We start from the raw sequence: 19,539 nt of genomic DNA, 5'->3' as shown, positions 1-19,539 counted from the left end.
GGCCCTCTTCGCGTTCCGTCCCGCTCAGTCCGCCGAGCGGATCGTCATCGGCAGACCTCCCCGCATCCGCAGCGACATCATCGGCTCGGCGACCGCCTCATGCCCGGGCACCAGGGTCAGGTCGAGGTCGCGGGTGACGAGCGCGGTGACGAAGACCGCCTCCATCATCCCGAGGTTGCTGCCGACACAGAACCGCGGTCCAGCCCCGAAGGGGATGTACGCGTACCGGGGCCGGTTCGCGACCCGCGACGGTTCGAATCGGCCAGGGTCGAACCGCTCCGGGTCGTCCCAGAGGTGCGGGTGGCGGTGCAGCGTGTAGGGGCACACCAGCACATCGGCCTTGGCCGGCACGGTGAACCCGCCGACATCGTCGGGCGCCTGGGCGATCCGGGGCAGGATCCACACGGGCGGGTACAGGCGCATCGCTTCCTGGACGACCTGCGTCGTGTACGTCAGCTTGTGAAGGTCGTCGGCTTCGGGCAGACGTCCCCCGGCCAGAACAGCGCGGGTCTCCTCGCGTACCAGGTCACGGACGTGCGGGTGGCGGGCAAGCAGCAGCAGGGTCCAGCCGAGCGTGCTCGCCGTCGTCTCGTGCCCGGCCAGCAGCAGCGTGACGAGCTCCTCCTGGAGAAGGCGGCGGCCGAGTGCCGGATCCTCACGCTCACGGGAGGCGAGGATCATCCGGGCGAACGCGTCGTCGGCCCCGTCCCCGTCGCGCATGCGGGCGCTGCGGTCGGCCACCAGCTCGTCGACAATCCGAGTAAGCTCCCGGCGTGCCGCACGGAACCGCCGCTGGGTACCGAAGGGCACCCAGGTCGGCACCAGGCCCTGCGAAACCATGTCGAACATGGCCTGGTCCTGGACAGCCTCGAAAGCGTGCTCGATGCCGCCGTGCCCCTCTAGCGACGTGTCCATGAGGGTCCTGCCCAGAACACCGAGGGTGAGCCCGGTGACCTCCTGCAGGACGTCGACGGGTGTGTCCCCGGCACGCTTTCGCAGCAGGTCCACCAGACGGCCGGACTCCTCCGCGACGGCCCCGGCCTGGGCGGCGATCCGGCCCGGTTTGAACGCGGGCTGCACGTTGCGGCGCTGGGCGCGCCACAGGTCTCCCTCGCTGGTCAGCAGCCCGTCGCCGAGGACCTTGCGGGACTCCACCAGGCCGATGCCCTTGTGGTAGTTGGCGGCGTTGTCGGCCAGCACGTGCTTGGCGTAATCGGGCCGGTTGAAGATGTACAGCTTCTTCGGGCCCATGGAGACGCGCACGGCGTCGGAGAGTTCGGCTGCGTCCCGCATCATGCCGAGCCGGTCGACCGCCAGCTTGCGCAGCAGACCGGGCAGGGCCCATACGGGTGGACCGGGCGGGTGGACTCTCATGGTCGGCCTCCTCGCGGTGCCGGGGCGAGCCGCCGGAAGCGGCCGCCGTGGAACACCAGGGGCTCGCGGTCCGGCTGGGCGTCAAGGGCGAGCACACGTCCGACGTGGATGGTGTGGTCGCCGCCGTCGTAGGTGCGCCATCGGGCGCACTCGAAGTGGGCCGACGCCCCCGCGATCAGGGGGGCGTCGGCGGCCTCGCCAGGCAGCCAGTCGACGGGGTCGAACTGGGCGGCGCCCGGCGGGCGGGACCGGTCGGCGAAGTGCCCGGCCACGTCCTCCTGACCGGCGCCGAGGACCGACACCGCGAAGGTGTCGGCCTCGGCGAGGACGCGGTTCATGACCGCGTCCTTGCCCACGCACAGGAGCACGAGGGCCGGGTCCAGCGAGACCGAGGTGAAGGAGTTGGCGGTCATGCCCCGCGGCGAGGCCCCGCCGACCGTCACGACGGTCACGCCGGTGGCGAAGGACCCGAGGGCCCGCCGCAGCGCCGCGGGGTCGCCGGCGACGGCGTCCCGCGGCGGCGCGGCGGCCAGGGTGCTCATGCCGTCCGCCCGGCCAGTGCCGGCCCGTGGGCGGCGTACGGCTCCAGGGCGCGCGCCAGGCCCTCGGGAATGCGGGAGGGCACGGTGTTGGTGTTCGGGCCGCGCATGCACGCGATCCGCTGCCGGCCGCGTGCGATCAGCACCTCGGCACCACCCGTCACCTTGACGTAGTCGAAGGTGAACTCCAGTTGTGTCTGACCCAGTTCCGAAAGCCGCATCCGGATGGACAGCTCGTCGAACGCGGTGATCTCGGAGAAGAACTCGCAGTCCACCTTCAGCGTGAACAGCTTGAGGTCGGCCTGCACCTCGGCCAGCACGTCCGGTGCCTTCTGCTGCAGGAACAGCTCCCGGCACCGGCCCTGCCAGCGCAGATAGTTCACGTAGTACACGTTGCCGACGAGGTTGGTCTCCTCGAAGCCGACGGTGTGCCGGTACTCGAAATAGTCGTCCGCCATGGCCTAGGGCCGCCCTTCGACGAGAGGCGTTTCATGGGTGAGGAACGCGAAGACGGCGGGCTCCAGGGCGTCGCGCAGTGCGGTGACGAAGGTAGCGATCCGCAGGTCGCCGGCGGCGAAGACCACCCATGCGTCCTTGCGGCGGGGTAGCACCGTCAGCGGTGCTCCGGCCATGATGCCGGCCTTCCGCAGGCACTCCACAGCACCCCACACCCGGGTGGCGGCGGTGTCCGGCGCCTCCCCCGTCTCCTTGGCGACCAGCTCCGCGACGGGCGCGTGGTCCCCGAGCAGCCCGCGCCACTCGTGGGCCGAGCGCATGCTGACCGCTTCGATGTCGCAGGCCACCTCGGTGTCGGAGACGGCGCTGAGGGTGACTCCCAGGCCGTGCGCCGCCGACATCGACATGTGCCGACCGGGCTCCAGCTCCGGACGTCCGTCCGGGCGGTGCCGGACGGCGGCCGGGCTGCCGAGCGCCCGGGCGGCCGCGTCGGCCGTGAAGCCGCGTCGCTGGGCGACCGAGCCGGCGGGGGCGTCCCCGTGCGGCTCGACAGCGACCGCGATGCGGCTGCCGACGACGTCCTCCAGCGAGCGCTCCAGGTACGGGCCGAGCAGCGGGGCGACCCACGGGCCGGACCCGTCGGTCTTCCGTACGGCATGCAGGGTCAGACCGTCCCAGCGTTCGACGACGGTGCCGTCCTCGTCGCGGACCGCGATGTCGTACACGTACGTGTCGCCGTCGCGGCTGCGCTCGACCGCGGTGTACCGCAGTCGCTCGGGGACGTGGTCGCCGGAGCCGAGGGTGTGGATCCGCTCCACGCCCGAGGGGAGCAGCGTGGCGTCCGGGACGCAGACCTGGTTGCCGTGCATGAGCGCGTCGCGCATGCCCGGGTCGGCGAGCAGCAGTTCACCGGGCAGGAAGCCGGCGAACCAGCCCTCCGGCTGCTGCTGGACGGCGACCTCCGCGTCCACGTGTCGTGCCGCGGCCCGGTGGAAGCGGCGCAGCCGCTGGAAGCGGGCGCCCTGGAACAGGACGCTGCCGTACAGGTCGGCGGCCGGGTCGAGCGGGACGACCGGGGTGTCGTCCGGCACCTGGAGCGGCGGACCGTCCGGTGCCGGTGTCCCGGAGAAGACCAGGCGCGCGCGGAAGTGATCGGCGACGAACCCGGTGTCCTCGGCGTGGATGGCGACGTCGACGGTGTCGGTGCCGGTGACGGTCGCCGCGATCCGGATCCGGGTGCTGCCGGCCGGCGGCACGACGATGGGGCGCAGGAACTTCGCGCCTTCGATGACCGGTGCGGTGCCGGTGCGGCCGGTGACCGCGGAGGCGACCTGGGTCATGGCCTCCATGCCGATGACGGCGGGCAGCAGCAGGTTGCCGTCGAGCAGGTGGTCGGCCAGGTACGGGTCGGTGCCAGCGTTCAGTTCGACCTCGGTGACCAGCTCGACGCCGTGGTAGCGCACCAGCGCGTTGCCGGTGAAGCGGAGCAGCGGCAGCTCGGGAAGGTCCCGGCGGACGGTGTCGATGCCCTCGGTACGGCCGCTGATCACCGTGACGACGGGGGCGTCCGGGTCCTCGATGAGGCGCAGCAGGATGTCCACGCCCTGGTCCGGGGAGACGGGGGTGATGCCCTCGCGGGAGAGTGACTCGACGACGGAGAGCTTCTCGCCCATGCCGACGCCTGACCACACCGACCATTCCATGCAGCGGGCGCGGATGTTCGGGTGGGTGCGGGCGACCTCCTCGGTGAGGTCGGCCAGCCACTCGTTGGCGGTGGCGTAGTGGGCCTCGCCGCGCAGTCCCGCCCGGCCGATGATGCTGCCGAACGTGACGAGCAGCTTGAGGCCCTCGGCGCCCACTGCATCGAGGACCGTGCGCAGCCCGTCGACCTTGGGGTCGAAGGTCCGGTCGAAGTCCTCGGGGGTCAGCGCCGTCAGCGCGCCCGGCTCGTTGCGCCCGGCGCCGTGCAGCAGGCAGGTGATCGGGCCGAGTGCCTCGCGCAGTTCCTCCACGGCAGCCGTGACCTGCTCGCGCACGGTGACATCGGCGCGCGCGTAGTGCACGCGGACGCCGCTGTCGCGCATCCGGTCGAGGTTCTCGGCGAGTTCGCGGTCCCCGGCCGGGTCGGAGCGGCCGAGCACGGCCAGCTTGGCCCCGGTCCTCTGGGCGACGGCCAGGGCGCACTCCGCAGAGATCCCCTTGCCGCCACCCGTCACGAGCAGGACGTCGGAGGAGTCCAGCGGGACATCCGTCCGCTCCGGCTCCACGGGCAGGGCCCGCAGCGTCGGCACACGGCGCACACCGGCCTCGTCGTAGTGGACTTCGGCGAAGCGCGTGGTCGCGGCCACCTCCGCCACGACCCGTTCCACGGCCTCCTCGGACGCCGTGGTGTGGACGACGGTGGTGCGCAGGTGCGGGGCCTCCAGGTGGAGGGTCTTGGCCAGGCCCGCCGCGCCGCGGCCGTCCTGGACGAGGACGAAGCGCCGCTTGCGGTCGCCGGCGAGGGCGTTCTTGGCGGCGGCCAGGACCTTCTCCACCTCCTGCCGCGCGCAGCCCTTGGCCAGTACGGCCAGGACGCCCGCGCCGAGACCGGCGGTCGCCAGCTCCCGGCGGAGCGACTCGGCGTACAGGTCACCCTCGGAGCCGAACAGCTCCCAGTCCCCGTCGGTGCCGTCCGGCACGGCGTACGGCCGGGCGACCTTGTCGAGGTCCACGGCGAACGGCCGTGCCCAGGGGGCCGCGCCCGCGACGACGGGAGCGGTCGGCTCCTCGACGCCTCCGGTGCTGACGAGGGTGTCCAGCGCCTCGGCCAGTTCGGCGAGGGTGGCGGTGGCGAAGTTGGTCGGCACCTGCGCCGCGGGGATCCCGAGGCGGGACGCCGCCTGGTTGACGATCTGTCCGACGGTGATCGAGCTCATGTGCAGGTCGTCCAGGAGCCGGCTGTCCGGGTCGACGAGCTCGGCCGGCAGCTCGGCGCGTTCGGCGACGAGGGTGCGCAGCACGTCGAGCGCGTCGGGGCCGTCCCCGCCGTCCGCCGTGACGGCCGTGGTCTCCTCGGCCTTCTGCGTCCGTTCCGCGCGCGGGGCGGCGGGTTCGGGTACAGGCGCGGCCGCGCGGACGGGGCGGGGCCGACGCTCGGCCGGAGCCGCGTCGAGCGGCGCCTGCTCGCAGGGGCTGGCGAAGAAGGAGAACTCCTGGCCGACCTCCAGGGGCCGGATCAGTCGGTCCTGGAAGAGCCGTTCGAGGGCAACCGGGGCGCCCGCGACGAACGCGGCGCCGGCGACCTGTAGGAGGCTGCGCAGCGACTCGTCGTCGGTGTTGAGCGCGACGACCGGAACGCTGGTAGTGGCCTGCGCGAGACCGCTGAGCACCCGGCCGGGGCCCACCTCGACGAAGAGGTCGACGTGGCGGGCCGCCTCGCTCACCGCCTGGGTGAAGCGGACGGGTCCGGTGATCTGGTCGCGCAGCAGGGCCGCCAGGTCCGCTCGGGGCGCGAGTTCCTCGCCGGTGACGGTGGAGAAGACCCGGCCGGCGAGGGAGCCGAGGCGAGCGGTGTCGAGCCAGGACCCGAAGGACGCGGCGGAGGCGGCGACCAGCGGCGAATGGAAGGCGTGCGACACGTTCAGGCGGACGCAGGCGATCTCGGCCCTCTCGGCCCGTCGCCGCACCTCCTCGATGTCCTCGACCGGGCCGGCGACGACGGTCTGCTCGGGACCGTTGTAGCCGGCGATGACGACGCCGAGGCCGGATACGAGCTCCTCGGCCCGCTCCGGCTTGGTGCCGAGCGAGGCCATGGTGCCGGAGGCGCTGTGCTCGGCCATGGCACGGCCCCGCACACGCGCGGCCTGAAGCAGGGTCTCCTCGTCGAGGGCCCCCGCCCAGTGCAGCGCGGACAGTTCGCCGAGGCTGTGCCCGACGGCGACGGACGCCTCGAGCCGCAGCGAGTCGAGTGCCCGGAGGCCGGCGGCCGAGCCGGTGGTGATGCGCGGCTGTGCCACGTCGGTGGCGACCATGTCGCCGGTGGCGGGCAGCGCGGCCCGGTCGAACACCTCGGCGACCTCGGGGAAGCGGCGGCGAAGCGCCCCTCCCCCGGTGCCGTGGCCGGACCCCTGGCCGGGGAAAAGGAAGCCGACGCGGGCACGGCCGGTGGCCCGGCCCAGGAAGCTGCGGCCGTCGGCGGCGGTGTGGGTGCTCTCACCGGCCTCCAGGAGGTCGGCCAGGTGCGTCAGCCGACGCTCGGCGTCCTCCGGGGACGTGACGACGACCGCGGCGCGGTGCGTCAGCCCGCGCAGTTCGCGCTGGAGGGTGGCGGCGAGATCGGCCACCTGTCCGTAGGAGACGGTCGCGACGAACGCGGCGACCTCGGCGAGCCGGGCGCGCAGCGCCTTCGGGGAGTCGCCGTCGACGACGAGCAGTTCGGCGTCCTGGAGCGAGTGCGCCAGAGTGGCGGAGCGCCGGCCGGGGGCCGTGCGGCGCCGGGAAGCCGGCTCGTCGAGGACGACATGGGTGTTGATGCCGCCGAAGCCCATGGCGGTGACGCCGGCCCGGCGGGGCGTTCCCTCGGGCCAGACCTCGGCCTTGCGCAGGGCCTTGAGGTTGGCGTTTTCGTCGGCGAGCAGCTCGTGCGGGTCGGTGGTGCCGATGGCCGGCGGGAGAGTCTGGTTGTCGACGGCCAGGGCCGCCTTGATCAGACCGGCGACGCCGGCGGCGGCCTTGGTGTGGCCGATCATGCCCTTGATGGACGTGATGGCGGCGACCGGGGCGTCGGGGTCGGCCTCCTTGCGCGCACCCATGAGGGCGGTGAGCTCGGTGGTGTCGCCGACGGCGGTGCCGGTGCCGTGGCCTTCGAAGAGCCCGACGGTCTCGATGCCGAAACCGGCTCGTTCGTACGCCCGCTTGAGCGCGAGCTGGTAGCCGCTCACCTCGGGGCGGGTGATGCCGCCCTGGCCGTCGGAGGAGACGCCCCAGCCGGCGACGGTCGCGTAGATGCGGTGGCCCGCCGCGAGGGCGTCCTCCTCCCGCATCATGACGATCATGCCGCAGCCCTCGCCGGGCCAGAAGCCGTTGGAGCCGCGGTCGTAGAGCTTCATCTCGCCCTTGGCGAGCGCGCCGGTCTTGGCGAAGCCGATGATCTCGAACGGGTCGATCGACAGGTCGACGCCTCCGGCGACGGCGACGTCGATGTCGCCGTTGATCAGGGCGGTGCCGGCCGTGGTGACGGACAGCAGGGACGAGGAGCAGGCGCCGTCGACCGTGTAGCCGCCGCCGTTGAGGTCGAAGTGGTTGCAGATCCGGCCTGCGATGGTGTTGGCGAGGCCGCCGGCGAGGGTGTCCTCGTCGATCGCCGGGAACGGCTCCTTGTAGGAGGTCTCGACGTCGGCGAGGAACTCGGCGATCCGGTCCTCGTCCCAGCCTTCCTCGGTCTTGAGGGCGGAGGCCATCACCCGTCGCACGTACGGCCAGCGCAGCCGCATCACGTTGGCGCGGGCGAACTCGCCGGTGAGGGTGTTGCCGACGACGACGCCGGTGCGCTCGCGGGGCAGGCCCTCGCCGCCGGGGAATCCGGCGTCGGCGAGCGCGCGGCCCGCGGTGTCCAGGGCGAGCCAGTGCGTGAGGTCGGTCGACCGGAAGGTGCTGCCCGCGATCTTGTGGGCGATCCGGTCGAATGCGTAGCCCTCGATGACCGCGGCGTTGCGGGCGTAGAAGGTGTCGGGGGTGGCCGGGTCGGCGTCCCAGTAGTCGTCCAGGTTCATCCGGACGTCGGGGAGACGGCGGAACGCTCGCCGTCCGGCGACGGCGTTGTCCCACAGCTCGTTCGGGTTCTTGGCGTCGGGGTAGCGGCAGGCCATGCCGACGATCGCGATCCTGCTCATGCGGCCACCGGGATCTTCTTGGTCTCGGCCTCGGCGGTCACCGGAGCGGCGCATCCGCACGCGCCTTCCGGGCACCCGCACGCGGGGGTCTCGGCGGTCGCCGGGGCCGGGCAGGCGCACGCGCCTTCGGGGCACGCGCAGGCGGCCTCGGCGGTCGCCGGGGCGGCGTCGGCCTGGGCGACGGCCTGGGTGACGGCGGCCAGGGCGAGGGCCTCCTCGGCACGCTTCTTGGACACCACGTCCGCGGTCCACAGGAAGGCGCCGCGGATGCCGCAGACGAGGGCGGTGGCGAAGAACAGGCCGTAGGCGATGCTCATCGCGGTCAGCACGCCGTACGCGGCGGCGACACCGCCGCCGAAGGCGATCTGGCCCCACTTCGAGGAGGGCGTGGTACCGGGGTCCGTGATCATGTAGTTCGTGAAGAGCACGAATGCCACGCCGGTCATCATCGCCAGGCCCGCGGGGATGGAGGTGTCGAACAGCAGGCCGCGGACGATCGCCTGGAGGGCGAAGCCGCCGACCCAGGCGAGGATCAGCCACATGCGCTCGGTGAGCTTGGCGTTGAGCATCGTGCCGAGGGTGATGATGATCGCCGGCACCAGCCAGTCGAAGCCGCCGTCGAGGTACTCGGTGAAGTGGTACGGCGGGGCGATCGAGGCCCACGGGAAGAGCAGCAGGATGACGGCGATGCCGAAGTTCGACGGGTTCATGAAGTGCCGCAGGCGGCCCTTGACGGGGGCGCGCAGGACCCACTTGGTGCCGACGGCGACGATGACACCGAACACCATGACCCACACGAGGTCGTTGACGTACGACAGCATGTTCACGGCGAGCGCGGTGATGTGGGCCGGCAGGAGGAACTCCATCACGCCCTTGGCCCCGCCGCCGAGGAAGCGCGGCGCGCGGCCCTCGACGCGGGCACCGAGCAGTTCCAGGAGGATCTCCAGGGTGTAGCCGGTCGCAAGGGCGATGAACGGCCAGGTCCAGGGCTGTTCGAAGCCGAGGACGGTGTATCCGAAGATGTTGAGCACGGAGATGGAGATCGCGAAGCGGCGCAGCGCCTTCGTGACCTTGGGGTTGTGGCGTGGTGCGGCGGTCTTCTGTGCGGACATCGTCACTTCTCCTTGACCTGGGTGCCCAGCTCGAGGCTGTGCCAGCCCGGCGTGAGCTTCAGCTTCTGCTCGTGGACCTGGCCTGCCCGGTCGCGCCAGGTGACCATGGCGGGCACGGAGCCCTGGATGTCCTTGCCCAGACCGATGTGGACGTCGGTGCTGCGCTTGCCGGAGTGGCCGCCGCCGCCGTCGAGACGGGCGATGCGCTTGCTGCCGTCGGGCAGTTCGACGCAGACCTCCGCGCCGACCACGGGCGAGCCGTCCGGGTGGGTGAGCTTCAGGCCCACATAGGAACCGGGGTTCTTGCTGAGGTTGTGGAGGAAGATCGGCTCGCCCCACTGTCGGGCGACCGCCAGGTCGAGCCGGCCGTCGCCGTCGGCGTCGCCGGTGGCGAGGCCTCGGGTGGGGACGGGCTCGCCGATGCCGAGGGCGACGGAGAGGTTGTGGTAGCGGCCGGTGTCGGGGTCCTTGGCGAAGAAGCGCATGCGCTGGCTTCCGGCGAGGTCGTCACCGTGCTTGACGTTGGGCCACCAGAGGGGGTTCGAGGTGAGGGCGTCGTTGGCGGTGGCGAGCTCCTGGAGCTGTGGCCAGCGGTTGTTCTTGCCCTTGACGAAGCCGAGCGCCTGGGTGATCTCCAGGTCTCCGTTGTTGTCGAAGTCGCCCATCTTCACGTCCCAGCCCCAGCCGGACCAGGCGAGGCGCAGGTCGGAGGACTCGTCCTTGTACGGGGCCTCGCCCTCCTTGAGGCGGCCCTGGAGCTCAGAGCGGCTGTCGGCCTCGCTGATGAAGGCGAAGTTCGACTCCTGGATGCCGAACGACGTCGTGATGTTGCTGACGAACATGTCGTACATGCCGTCGTGGTCGAGGTCGCCGAAGTCGACGCCCATGCCCTTGAAGGAACTGCGCCCCAGTTCCTTGGACTTGGGAACGGTGCCGCTGTGGACGGCCTTGACCTCGGAGAACTTGATCTTGCCGGGGGTGGAGGTGTTGTACAGCAGCGCCGAGGTGCCGAAGTCGTGGGCGAGGAATACCTCGGGCAGCCGGTCGCCGTCGAGGTCCGCGGCGGAGGCACCGAGCGACCAGCCCTTGTTCAGACTCTGCGGGATGGCGTCGTCGGTCTTCTCGTAGCCGTCCTTCGTCCACCGGAAGAAGTGGCCGCCGCCGCCGTTCTGGGCGTGCGACAGCGAGGCGTTCATGGTGACGTCGCCGTCCTTGGACGGGTCGAGGACCGGGCTGTCCGGGAAGTAGTTGCCGATGTAGATGTCATCGTGGCCGTCGCCGTCGAAGTCGGCCACGGCAGCGGCGTTGGAGTTCCACAGCGGGCCGGTGTACGTCGCACCGCGCTTGCCGGGCAGCAGCTCCGTGGGCGTGAAGGAGGCAGCGGTCAGGGGCTGCCCCTTCTCTCCCTTGTTCACGAAGATGACCGGCGTGCGGCCCCAGTAGTAGACGAGGAGGTCCATGCGGCCGTCCTCGTTGTAGTCGCCGGGCATGCAGCCCATCGGCGCCATCGTCTTGCTGGTGCCGAGCGGCGCCGGATTGAGCGCGAAGGGCGCGTACTTGTCCTTGCGCGTCGGCGCTGGGGTAACCACGGCCTGGTCGATCCGCACGTCGTTCACACAAAGGTCGTTGTCCAGACCGTCGCCGTCGAGATCGTTGACGGCGATGCCGGCGCCGACCGAGGAGATCCAGGCCTCGATGTGCTGATACGCCTTGTTGACCTTCCGCACTTCCTGCTTCTCGAATCCGGCAGGCATGGCGATGGACATCGGCTCGAATGCGAAGTTCTTCGCCAGCTTGTCGATATCAGCAGCCGAGGACTCGGGCAGCCGGACAGCGTAGAACGTGCTCACCATCAGGGCGAGCGCGACGATTCCCGGTGAATTCCTGCGGAGCCAGTTCTTAGTGACCGTCACTGGTCGGCACCTTTCGAGATGAGCGAGAGAGAAGCGAGTTCCGCGGCGATGTCGCGCCGCCAGGTCTCGTAGGCCGGGGATGCGGCCCCGGAGACCACCTGGGGCCGGGTGTCCCGGCACGCCTGGGAAGCGCGCTCGGCCGTCGTGCCGCACACGACACGGGCCGCGAGGTGGGTGTGGTCGATGACCGTGCCCGCCTTGACGCGGGCTTCGGTGGCGAAGGCGGATCCCTGGGCAAGCGCCCAGCGGTGCTCGCCGGCGCCTTCGACGAAGCGCGCGAGCTCGTCCTCGGTCACGCCGCCCGCATACGCGCAGGCGAGCCCGGCGCCCGCGTAGAGGTCGCTGTGACGGCGCTCGGGATAGGCGCGGATCAGTGAGGTGACGACGTCGGGATCGGTGCCGCCGACGAACCAGAGCGCCCGGCCGATGCCCTGGTCTATAGCGTTGAGCGTGTAGTGGTTGTGCCCGCCGTTCCAGCGGAACGGATGCTGGATGTCCGGCGTCCGCACGTACGCGTCGGTCTTGAAGTACGCCTGGTGGAACCCGTAACCGTCCAGAGCCAGCCAGCGCAGCAATGGGTCGGTGACCGAGATGTCGGGCCACAGGAACTTCGGCAGCCGGGCCATGGCCCAGCCTACGCCGACGAAGATCATGTAGTCGTGGTCACGACCCCGGCCGGCCAGCAGCCCGTCTAGGCGGCCGGAGTGGCCCGGCAGCGAGTCGTACACCGCCGCACCCATGCCGGCGCCCTCGTAGGCGAAGCCCCGCATGTCTCTCGGAACGGTCTCGAGGAGCTCCTCGGCCTCAGCGGGCGAACCCGCTTCGACGGCATAGGCATACCCCCGGAGAAATACCTCCCCGACGTATTCAAGTCGCGCTTTCGCTTCCGCGTTCTTCACATGGAAGCCACGTACTTCCATGGTCGTCTCGGAAACAGGAGGCGTAAGCAACCTGCGGCGGAGCGCACCAAAAGCACTAGACACGGCAGTAAACCGCCCCTCTCGAATCCCTGAAATCCCACAGCGAATCGAATCTAGCCAGGGGGCCAGGAGGGGCGTCTACTCCAGATGTGCTCAAACGACCGCGACGGCGAGCTGCGTGCGCACTTTGGCACGCCAGACCTCGTAGGCGGGTCCGACGCCGGCCTCGGGCGCCGATGCCGCGCAGTCGTCGGCGAGGTGGGCCACGGCCTCGACAGTGCGGCCGGTGAACGCGTGCACGGCGGCGCTGCTGTGCTCCGGGACGAAGCCCGCGTGGTGCCGGGCCTTGGCCGCGAAGACCGCTCCCTGTGCCAGATGGCCGACGTGCTCCCCCGCTTCCTGGCGCAGAGCGTCCAGGTCCGCAGCTGTGGTGCCGCCCGCGAAGGTGGCGGCGAGTCCTACGCCGCTCCACAGGTCTGCCCGCCGGTCGCCCGCGAACGCCCGCACGGCCGCGGAGACGTTCGCGACGTGGCCCCCGTGGATGAACCACAGCGCGCGGCCGACGCCCTGGTCGAAGGCCCGCTGCCAGTAGGACGGATCACCGTCCCAGTCGTACGGGGCGTCCAGGCGCTGACCGCCGACCCAGGTTTCGGTGTCGAAGTAGGCCCGGTCGAAGCCGTACCCGTCCACGCACAGCCAGCTCATCGCCGGATAGAGGTCCGGCTCGGTCAGGTCGGGGACGAGCTTCTTCCACAGCGGCCGAGGCAGCTTGGCCATGGCGAAGCCGATGCCGATGTAGTTGAGGAAGATATGCGGTCGGCCGCCGCCTCGCAGCAGGTCCCTCGCACGACGCCCCTGGGGCCCCATGGTGTCGCGAATCGCGCAGGCCATGGTCGCGCCCTCGTACGCGAATCCCCGGTTCAGCGGGTCGACGAGCGCGAGACGGCGCTCGGTCGTCGCCAGGTCCTTGTCTTCGATGCCCCATTCGAAGCCGGTCACGACGGCTTGCGGCACGGCTTCCAGTTGCCGTGTGCGTTCGGTGGGTTCCACGGTGAACCCTCGCCCGGCGAAACTCACGTCGTCCAGGGACGGGGCCATGATCAGCCTGCGCAGCGCTCCCAGTGCGGGCACAGATGCCTCCTCGTACGAGCCCGCTCCGGTCATGGGCGGCGGGGGCTGTCATCGTCGGCAGGCCGGCCGCGCAGCGGCATCTTCCCTGTTGCGCTTCCGCGTGGTGTTCAGCGGATGCGGCGGACGTCCACTTCCTCGTCGTGCACGGCGCGCCCGCAGTCGGTGCACCGAAGTTCGACGTGGACGGAGCCGTCGCAGCCGATGTGATCGGCGCGGCGCGGCGGACCCAGCTCCTGGGGCAGGTTGCGGTCCCCCCACTGCATCAGGGCGATGACGGCCCGCGTCAGGTCCCGGCCCACAGGGGTGAGCCGGTACTCGTACCTCACGGGCTTGTCCTGATAGGGCACGCGTTCCATGATCTCGTGCTCGACCAGCCGGGTCAGCCGGGTGGAGAGCACGTTGCGCGCGATGTCCAGGTGGGACAGGAAGCCGTCGAAGCGGGTGATGCCGAGCAGCGCCGATCGGATGATCAGCAGGGTCCAGCGCTCGCCGATCACCTCCAGGGAGCGGGCGAGGTTGCAGTCCTGTCCCTCGTACGTGTGCTTCAGCATGCGCTCACTCTAGGGCGGGGAGGGTTGCGTGAAGGAACCCCGAGTTGCCGAAGTCGTCGCAGGACGCGCCCGTTTGTTCAGGCAGCGACCAGCAGGCGCTCTCCGCCGCCGGTGGGTGCGGACCGCCGGTTGAAGCGGCTGTAGGCGTACGCAGCGGAGACCAGGGTCATGTGGTGGTGCCAGCCCGGGTAGGAGCGCCCCTCGAAGTCCTGGAGGCCGAAGTCGTCGGACATCTCCCGCACGGACTCCCCCGCGTGCGCGAGCGTCCGGGTCAGGGCCAGCACCGACTCCATACGGGCGTGCGTGAGGCTGGTCAGCCACAGCTGGACGGGCTGCCGTCCGTTGTCAGGGCGAACCGCGAAGAGCCGGTAGGTGCGGTGGATCCGCTCGCCGCCCCGTCCGGGCTGAGGAAGGCGCACGAAGCTGGACATGACCGTGGTGTGCCGGCCCCGACCGTCCCAGGGACCGACGTTCTCCACGCGGGTCAACGTACCCGCGTCGAACTCGAAGAGGTTGCGGGCCGCGAGCACCAGTCCCTGGCCGTCGCCTCCCTGGGGACGCTGCACCCTCAGGTGACGCCCCACGGCGACCTGGAGGCTCTCGGGGACGGCGACCACGAAGTCGCGACCCCGGAGGGCAAGTCCGTGGACGAGGGCCGTCGCGCTGGTGCCACCGAGGGCCTCCAGGTCGGCGACGACGGGCAGGGGCACGGTACGGCTGGTGTCGGCCAGGGTGTCTACGAGGTCCAGGGCGTGCTGCTCGACGGAGCGGGGGCTCACCTCGGCGGGGATGCGCGTGCGGACGCGGCGCTCCGGGTCCTTCGTCCAAGAGCCGGGAAGCAGCAGGCGCCAGTCGACGGGAACGGCCTGGTCGTACGAGGAGAGGAACATGCCGACGCCGACCTGGCACGTGACCGAGCGGCCGGTGGAGGCCAGGAAACGGCGGTGCACACCGCAGGAGTGCTCGCCGCGCTTGCGCAGGACGGCCTGGCCGATCACCCAGGCACGCGGCGTCATCTCCTGCTCGACCCATCGGGAGAGCTCGGCCCGCACCGGCATCCAGTCCCACGGGCTGGCGTTGACGAACTGGTGCAGCGATTGGGAGACCGCAGGTTCAGGCGATATGGCGGCCGCGAGCCGGCGGACCGACTTCTTGCCAGGCGTGGTCAACAGGCCCTGCATGTAGGCCTGCGCCCAACGACGCTGATCCGCCCGCAGAAGGCCTTCGAAGACCCTCTCAGCGAACACCGGCACCGAGGTGCGGGCCTTGTGAGCGTACGCAACCATGGCTTGTTCCCTCCCCTGTTCTCGGCCCCTGGCGGCCGTCTCAGCTAAAATAATAGCGAACGCCCTCTTTTTTTTGCGACTCAGGAGAGTTGCCGCATGCACTTCGCCAAGTCGGCCTCCGCTGCACTCCGCGACGGAGGTCGACTCACCCCTGTGACCTGCACTGATTCACAACACCTTGGGCAACTCGCCCTTGCCCAGGAGAGGAAGGAGGCGCGAGCGTTGGACGGGAGGGTGCACGTCTGTTCCTCACGGGACGTCCCGGCGGTGCGCCGACGGGCCAGAGTCAGAGTCCGTACATGTCAGGCAGCGATGAGCCCTCTTCGGGAGACGGTGTGGTGAAACAGGAGAGGGCCTTGCGCACACGCCAGGCCCTGGTCAGAGCGGCGGCCGAGGAGTTCGACCTCTACGGGTACGACGGGACGACGCTTTCGCGGATCAGCTCGGTGGCGGGCATGTCGCTCGGCGCGATGACTTTCCATTTCCCGACCAAGGTGCACCTGGCGGATGCGGTGCAGCAGGAAGGGCGAGCGGTCACCCTGGCCGCCCTGGAACGCCTGGCAGTCGAGCCGAAAGCACCGCTGCGCATGGTGATCGACCTGACCCTCGAGCTGACCAGGCTGATGGAGCAGGAGCCGACCGTGCGCTCCGCCATCCGCCTGGGCCGGGAACGTCCGGGAACCGAGGCCTGGTCGGACGCCTGGCTGCCCATGGTCCGGGGGCTGCTGGACCGGGCCTACGAAAGCGGTCAACTCCACACGGACGCCCTCCCCGCGGACGTGACAACCCTGGTCGAGCACCTGACGAGCGGGGCAGAGGCGTACCTGCGCACGCGCATGGGCTCGGATCCCGCGTTCGAGAGCGCCGTCGCCCAGCTCAAGCGCGTCTGGCACCTGGCGCTCGTGGGTGTCTCGGCCGAGGCGTCGGGCGTGCCCAGGCAAGCGGATCCGCCTGCCTGGGAGAAGGCGGACCAGGGAGAGACAGCACACTGACGGTGCAGCGGGCGGACCTCTCCCGTCCGCCCGCCGTACCGTCAGTTTCCCGCCATCACACTGCGGTCAGCCCGCCGTCCACCGCCAGCGCGGCCCCCATGACGAACGAGGCACGCGGGCTCGCGAGCCAGAGCGCGGCCTGGGCGACCTCGTCAGGATCCGCCATGCGCTTCTGAATCTGGCGCGCGACAAAGGCCTGCTCCAGGTGGGGATGCTCCGCGATCGCCCCTTCGATGAGTTCGGTCCTCGTACAGCCGACCACCAGCGAGTTGACTCGGATGCCGCGCTCGCCGTACTCAGCCGCAGCGGCCTTTGTCATGCCGATCACGGCGTGCTTGGCCGCCACATAGGGTGCTCCGGCGCCGGTCGCCACCACGCCCGCCGTGCTGGCGGTGTTGACGATGGATCCGAACCCGTGCGCAAGCATCGCGGGGACCTGGTGGCGCAGACAGTTCCACACGCCGCGCACGTTCACGTCCATGACCTGGTCGAAGACCGCGTCCTCGGTCTCGTGCAGGTCGGTACCGGCCGTCCCCCAGCCGGCGTTGTTGAAGGCCACGTCCAGATGCCCGTACGCCTCCACCGCCGCGTTCACGACGTGGCGCACGTCTTCCGAGCGGGCGACGTCGCCCGGTACCGCCAGGGCCCGGCCGCCCTCGGCTTCGATCTGGATCGCCAGGTCCTTCAGTTGCGTCCCGCGCCGCGCCATGAGCACGACGGCCGCTCCCTCTGCGGCGAACAGGCGGGCCGCCGCTGCACCGATACCGCTAGATGCCCCGGTGATCATGGCGACCCTGCCGCTCAGCAGACCGCTCGCTCTACGCGTATTCTCGTTCACTGCGCATACCCCCTGCTTTCATGCGAGAAAAGATCATGTCGGGCTACTCGGCCCTATACCTGTACGAGACTCGCCTCTGAACGGGCCCAGATGGTGCCGTGAGCAGCTTCGGCGTCGACCGTGCGCAGCATCGCTTCATCGATCGCGTGGAGCGAGTCCACGAGGTGTCGCACGCCCGCCTCCCTCATCAGCTGACGCTGGTGGCTGTGCTCGAAGGTGCTGGGGTGACCGATGAACGGAACGCCGAGCTCCTTCGCGGACTCCGCCACCCGGGCCACGTCGTCGATGAACACCACCTGGTCGTAGGCGAGTCCGAAGACCTGGTTCGTGATCTCACGGATACCAGGTCGGAAGTCGTTGGTGCACACGTACCCCGGCCCGTCGAAGAGATGAGCCCACTCCCCGAGGAAGCGGTCGAAGTGCTCCTTGCCGAGTCCTCCGTAGCAGATCGTGCTCAGCCCGAGGCCCCGCAGACGACGCACCAGGTCCACGGCGCCGTCGAGCAGACGTACCGGGTCCTGACGCAGATAGGCCTCACGCTCGACGAAGTAGGCCTCCAGGGCCTCCTGCGCCGTCATCGGCACGCTCACCACGCCGGTCAGGTAGGCGCTGGCCACCCGCTGGGGCTGGGAGAAGATCTGACGCTCCACCTCGGCGCTGTACGCGCCGCCCCGGCTCACAACGAAGTTGTGGATGACCGGGCTGAATGTGTCGTTGAGCAACACGCCGTCGATGTTGACCGCGGCAAGGCGCAACTGTCTGAGTCCTGAGGACACGAGGGATCTCCTGGAGTCGGTCGGAGCTGGGCGGTGGAAGTGTGCGAGAGAGAGTCCGGGCATCGCTGCGGTCAGGCGAGGCGGTTCACGTCCAAGTCGATGGACTCGGCGACCCGCTGCGTCGCGACGCCAGGGAGAAGGAGCTGCCACATCGCAACGGTCCGTGCCGGCAGATCCCGGCGCGAGCTCACGGCGTTCGAGTACATCTGCATCCCGGTACACGCGCTGACGAGGAACTCGGAGAACCGACCGACGTCGACGGACTCCCGCAGCTCGCCGTCGTACTGAGCCTCCCGAAGGGTCACTTCGAGGATCTGGGCCCACTCCGTGTACGGCGTCGCGTCGCGCACGCTGGTGCCGTCCTGCTCATTGGTGAGGCGGACACCCGCGCGCAGCAGGACGTCGTTCTGAATCTGCCACGCCCACACGAAGGTCATGTCCACGATGCGCTGCAACCCGTGCGATTCCAGTCGCGGGATGACCGTCTCGGGTTGCGCGTTCATCACCGCGCGCGCCAGGTCTTCCTTCGACTTGAAGTGGAAGTACATCGCGCCCTGGGAGACTCCGGCCCGCTTCATGATCCTGCTGATGCTGGCACCGCTGAACCCGAACTCGTCGAAGACCTCCGCCGCCCCCATGACGATGGCTTCCCGCGTCCTCAGCGCACGGTCCTGCTGCGGTCTGGCCACCAATGCCGGCCTCCCTCTCGACAAAAAAAAAGAACAACCACTATTTTATAGCCCGTCCCCCATCGACCGGTAGGGGGCACTGGGGGGGAACCCCACACGCACGCCCTAGGGGAGAGGCATGCTGACAAAACCCAAGGAACCACAGGCCAGACCCGCGCTGACCACGACGGTCGCCAGGGAGTACGTTCACCGGGCGGCCTTGTCGGAAGTGTTCCTCACCGGCTGGAACAAGGAAGGCCACGACAGGTTCAGGGTCACCGCACAATGGCCCCGCAGCCACAGCTTCTACGTCCCGGAGCACGGGCTGCACGACCCTCTTCTGCTCTGCGAGACCATCCGGCAAACAAGCACTCTGCTCGCACACGTCGGCTACCACGTTCCGTTCGGGCACAGCCTGTCCTGGTCGCGGCTGCAGTTCGCGGTCAACCCGCAGGCCCTACGGGTGGAGGACACACCGGCGGACATCGAACTGCACGTGACCTGTTCCGACATCCGGTACAACCGCACGGTTCCGGTCACGATGTCCATGCACATGGAGGCCGTCCGTCGTGGCTCGTTGCTGGCCATGGCCAGCGTGCGCTTCGGCAGCCACTCCCCCGCCGTGTACCAGCGACTGCGCACGGGCCGGGGCGAGGCCGGCGAGATCTTCGCGCGGGCGCCGCAGCCGCCTGAGCCCGTCTCCCGCGCCGCTGTGGGCCGCCTTCGGAAGCAGGACATCGTCCTCGCTCCCACCTCGGACCGCCTGCGCTGGCAGCTTCGCGTCGACACGAGTCACCCGGTGCTCTTCGACCACGCGCTCGACCACGTCCCGGGCATGCTGCTGCTGGAGTCGGTACGGCAGGCGGGACACGCCATGCAGCCCTCGAAGACCGGCGCCGTTCTGCCCACCTCGATGGATGTCTCATTCCATCGCTACGTCGAGTTCGACGAGCCGTGTTGGATCGAGGCCGAGTCGGCGGGCACGGACTCGTCGAACAGCAGCCGCCAGACCATCCGCGTCAACGCGCTCCAGGGGGGATCCATCGCGCTCAGCGCGAGCGCCGAGCTGGCGGACGTGTCCTCTCTCTGAGCACAACCCTGCCATCGAAC

15 protein-coding genes are annotated in these 19,539 nt (G+C 70.1%); 2 read left to right on the top strand and 13 right to left on the bottom strand.

All coding sequences use genetic code 11. The annotated features are described in order from the left end of the window. Nucleotides 1-24 precede the first annotated feature (24 nt). From AMK27_RS38070 to AMK27_RS38025, 10 genes are all read right to left on the bottom strand, one after another. Nucleotides 25-1,374: a cytochrome P450 gene (locus AMK27_RS38070; RefSeq protein ID WP_073918724.1), complete on the bottom strand. Its 1,350-nt coding sequence runs from the start codon at nt 1,372-1,374 to the stop codon at nt 25-27. Then, nucleotides 1,371-1,916, bottom strand: coding sequence for a flavin reductase family protein (locus tag AMK27_RS38065; protein ID WP_073918722.1), 546 nt, complete (start codon nt 1,914-1,916; stop codon nt 1,371-1,373). The genes AMK27_RS38070 and AMK27_RS38065 overlap by 4 nt, the downstream gene beginning before the upstream one ends. Continuing rightward, the gene (locus AMK27_RS38060) at nt 1,913-2,371 is read right to left on the bottom strand and encodes an acyl-CoA thioesterase (protein WP_073918720.1); all 459 of its coding nucleotides are present in this window, start codon (nt 2,369-2,371) and stop codon (nt 1,913-1,915) included. Before AMK27_RS38060 ends, AMK27_RS38065 begins: the two co-directional genes overlap by 4 nt. 3 nt (nt 2,372-2,374) lie before the next feature. Further along, nucleotides 2,375-8,242, bottom strand: coding sequence for a type I polyketide synthase (locus AMK27_RS38055; RefSeq protein WP_073918718.1), 5,868 nt, complete (start codon nt 8,240-8,242; stop codon nt 2,375-2,377). Further along, nucleotides 8,239-9,354: an enediyne biosynthesis protein gene (locus AMK27_RS38050; protein ID WP_073918716.1), complete on the bottom strand. Its 1,116-nt coding sequence runs from the start codon at nt 9,352-9,354 to the stop codon at nt 8,239-8,241. Before AMK27_RS38050 ends, AMK27_RS38055 begins: the two co-directional genes overlap by 4 nt. Before the next feature lie 2 nt (nt 9,355-9,356). Further along, nucleotides 9,357-11,207 carry a CRTAC1 family protein gene (locus AMK27_RS38045; protein WP_073918714.1) on the bottom strand — a complete coding sequence of 617 codons (1,851 nt, stop codon included), beginning with the start codon at nt 11,205-11,207 and terminating at the stop codon, nt 9,357-9,359. A 56-nt stretch (nt 11,208-11,263) separates the two neighbouring features. Continuing rightward, complete coding sequence (locus AMK27_RS38040; RefSeq protein WP_073918711.1) at nt 11,264-12,250, bottom strand: DUF1702 family protein; 987 nt, start codon at nt 12,248-12,250, stop codon at nt 11,264-11,266. A gap of 90 nt (nt 12,251-12,340) precedes the next feature. Further along, nucleotides 12,341-13,318 carry a DUF1702 family protein gene (locus tag AMK27_RS38035; RefSeq protein WP_073918709.1) on the bottom strand — a complete coding sequence of 326 codons (978 nt, stop codon included), beginning with the start codon at nt 13,316-13,318 and terminating at the stop codon, nt 12,341-12,343. Nucleotides 13,319-13,425: 107 nt separating this feature from the next. Then, nucleotides 13,426-13,869 (bottom strand): winged helix-turn-helix transcriptional regulator, encoded by a 444-nt coding sequence (locus AMK27_RS38030; RefSeq protein WP_073918707.1) that lies wholly within the window; start codon nt 13,867-13,869, stop codon nt 13,426-13,428. Between the two features lie 77 nt (nt 13,870-13,946). Beyond that, complete coding sequence (locus AMK27_RS38025; RefSeq protein WP_073918705.1) at nt 13,947-15,155, bottom strand: IS701 family transposase; 1,209 nt, start codon at nt 15,153-15,155, stop codon at nt 13,947-13,949. 356 nt (nt 15,156-15,511) lie between these two features. On the opposite strand from AMK27_RS38025, the gene AMK27_RS38020 reads away from it, so the two are divergent. Continuing rightward, nucleotides 15,512-16,147 (top strand): TetR/AcrR family transcriptional regulator, encoded by a 636-nt coding sequence (locus AMK27_RS38020; RefSeq protein ID WP_241847744.1) that lies wholly within the window; start codon nt 15,512-15,514, stop codon nt 16,145-16,147. Between the two features lie 55 nt (nt 16,148-16,202). Here the strand turns inward: AMK27_RS38020 and AMK27_RS38015 are convergent, their stop codons facing one another. The 3 genes from AMK27_RS38015 to AMK27_RS38005 form a co-directional block, all read right to left on the bottom strand. Next, nucleotides 16,203-16,985: an SDR family NAD(P)-dependent oxidoreductase gene (locus AMK27_RS38015; RefSeq protein ID WP_274535763.1), complete on the bottom strand. Its 783-nt coding sequence runs from the start codon at nt 16,983-16,985 to the stop codon at nt 16,203-16,205. A 53-nt stretch (nt 16,986-17,038) separates the two neighbouring features. Beyond that, nucleotides 17,039-17,761 carry an HAD family hydrolase gene (locus tag AMK27_RS38010; protein ID WP_073918700.1) on the bottom strand — a complete coding sequence of 241 codons (723 nt, stop codon included), beginning with the start codon at nt 17,759-17,761 and terminating at the stop codon, nt 17,039-17,041. A gap of 71 nt (nt 17,762-17,832) precedes the next feature. Continuing rightward, the gene (locus AMK27_RS38005; protein WP_073918998.1) at nt 17,833-18,423 is read right to left on the bottom strand and encodes a ScbR family autoregulator-binding transcription factor; all 591 of its coding nucleotides are present in this window, start codon (nt 18,421-18,423) and stop codon (nt 17,833-17,835) included. Between the two features lie 145 nt (nt 18,424-18,568). Here AMK27_RS38005 and AMK27_RS38000 point away from each other — a divergent pair, with 145 nt between their 5' ends. Next, nucleotides 18,569-19,519, top strand: coding sequence for a ScbA/BarX family gamma-butyrolactone biosynthesis protein (locus AMK27_RS38000; RefSeq protein ID WP_079188777.1), 951 nt, complete (start codon nt 18,569-18,571; stop codon nt 19,517-19,519). The last annotated feature ends 20 nt before the right edge of the window (nt 19,520-19,539 follow it).

The organism is Streptomyces sp. CB02009 (assembly GCF_001905825.1).
Taxonomy (GTDB): domain Bacteria; phylum Actinomycetota; class Actinomycetes; order Streptomycetales; family Streptomycetaceae; genus Streptomyces.
The sequence above is the reverse complement of the archived record's forward strand: the minus strand, read 5'-3'. Positions and strand labels throughout refer to the sequence as shown.

Excerpts from the sequence above, each read along its gene's own strand:
- AMK27_RS38070 (WP_073918724.1), bottom strand. The coding sequence starts at position 1,374 with ATGAGAGTCCACCCGCCCGGTCCACCCGTATGGGCCCTGCCCGGTCTG.
- AMK27_RS38065 (WP_073918722.1), bottom strand. The coding sequence starts at position 1,916 with ATGAGCACCCTGGCCGCCGCGCCGCCGCGGGACGCCGTCGCCGGCGAC.
- AMK27_RS38060 (WP_073918720.1), bottom strand. The coding sequence starts at position 2,371 with ATGGCGGACGACTATTTCGAGTACCGGCACACCGTCGGCTTCGAGGAG.
- AMK27_RS38055 (WP_073918718.1), bottom strand. The coding sequence starts at position 8,242 with ATGAGCAGGATCGCGATCGTCGGCATGGCCTGCCGCTACCCCGACGCC.
- AMK27_RS38050 (WP_073918716.1), bottom strand. The coding sequence starts at position 9,354 with ATGTCCGCACAGAAGACCGCCGCACCACGCCACAACCCCAAGGTCACG.
- AMK27_RS38045 (WP_073918714.1), bottom strand. The coding sequence starts at position 11,207 with ATGGTGAGCACGTTCTACGCTGTCCGGCTGCCCGAGTCCTCGGCTGCT.
- AMK27_RS38030 (WP_073918707.1), bottom strand. The coding sequence starts at position 13,869 with ATGCTGAAGCACACGTACGAGGGACAGGACTGCAACCTCGCCCGCTCC.
- AMK27_RS38025 (WP_073918705.1), bottom strand. The coding sequence starts at position 15,155 with ATGGTTGCGTACGCTCACAAGGCCCGCACCTCGGTGCCGGTGTTCGCT.
- AMK27_RS38000 (WP_079188777.1), top strand. The coding sequence starts at position 18,569 with ATGCTGACAAAACCCAAGGAACCACAGGCCAGACCCGCGCTGACCACG.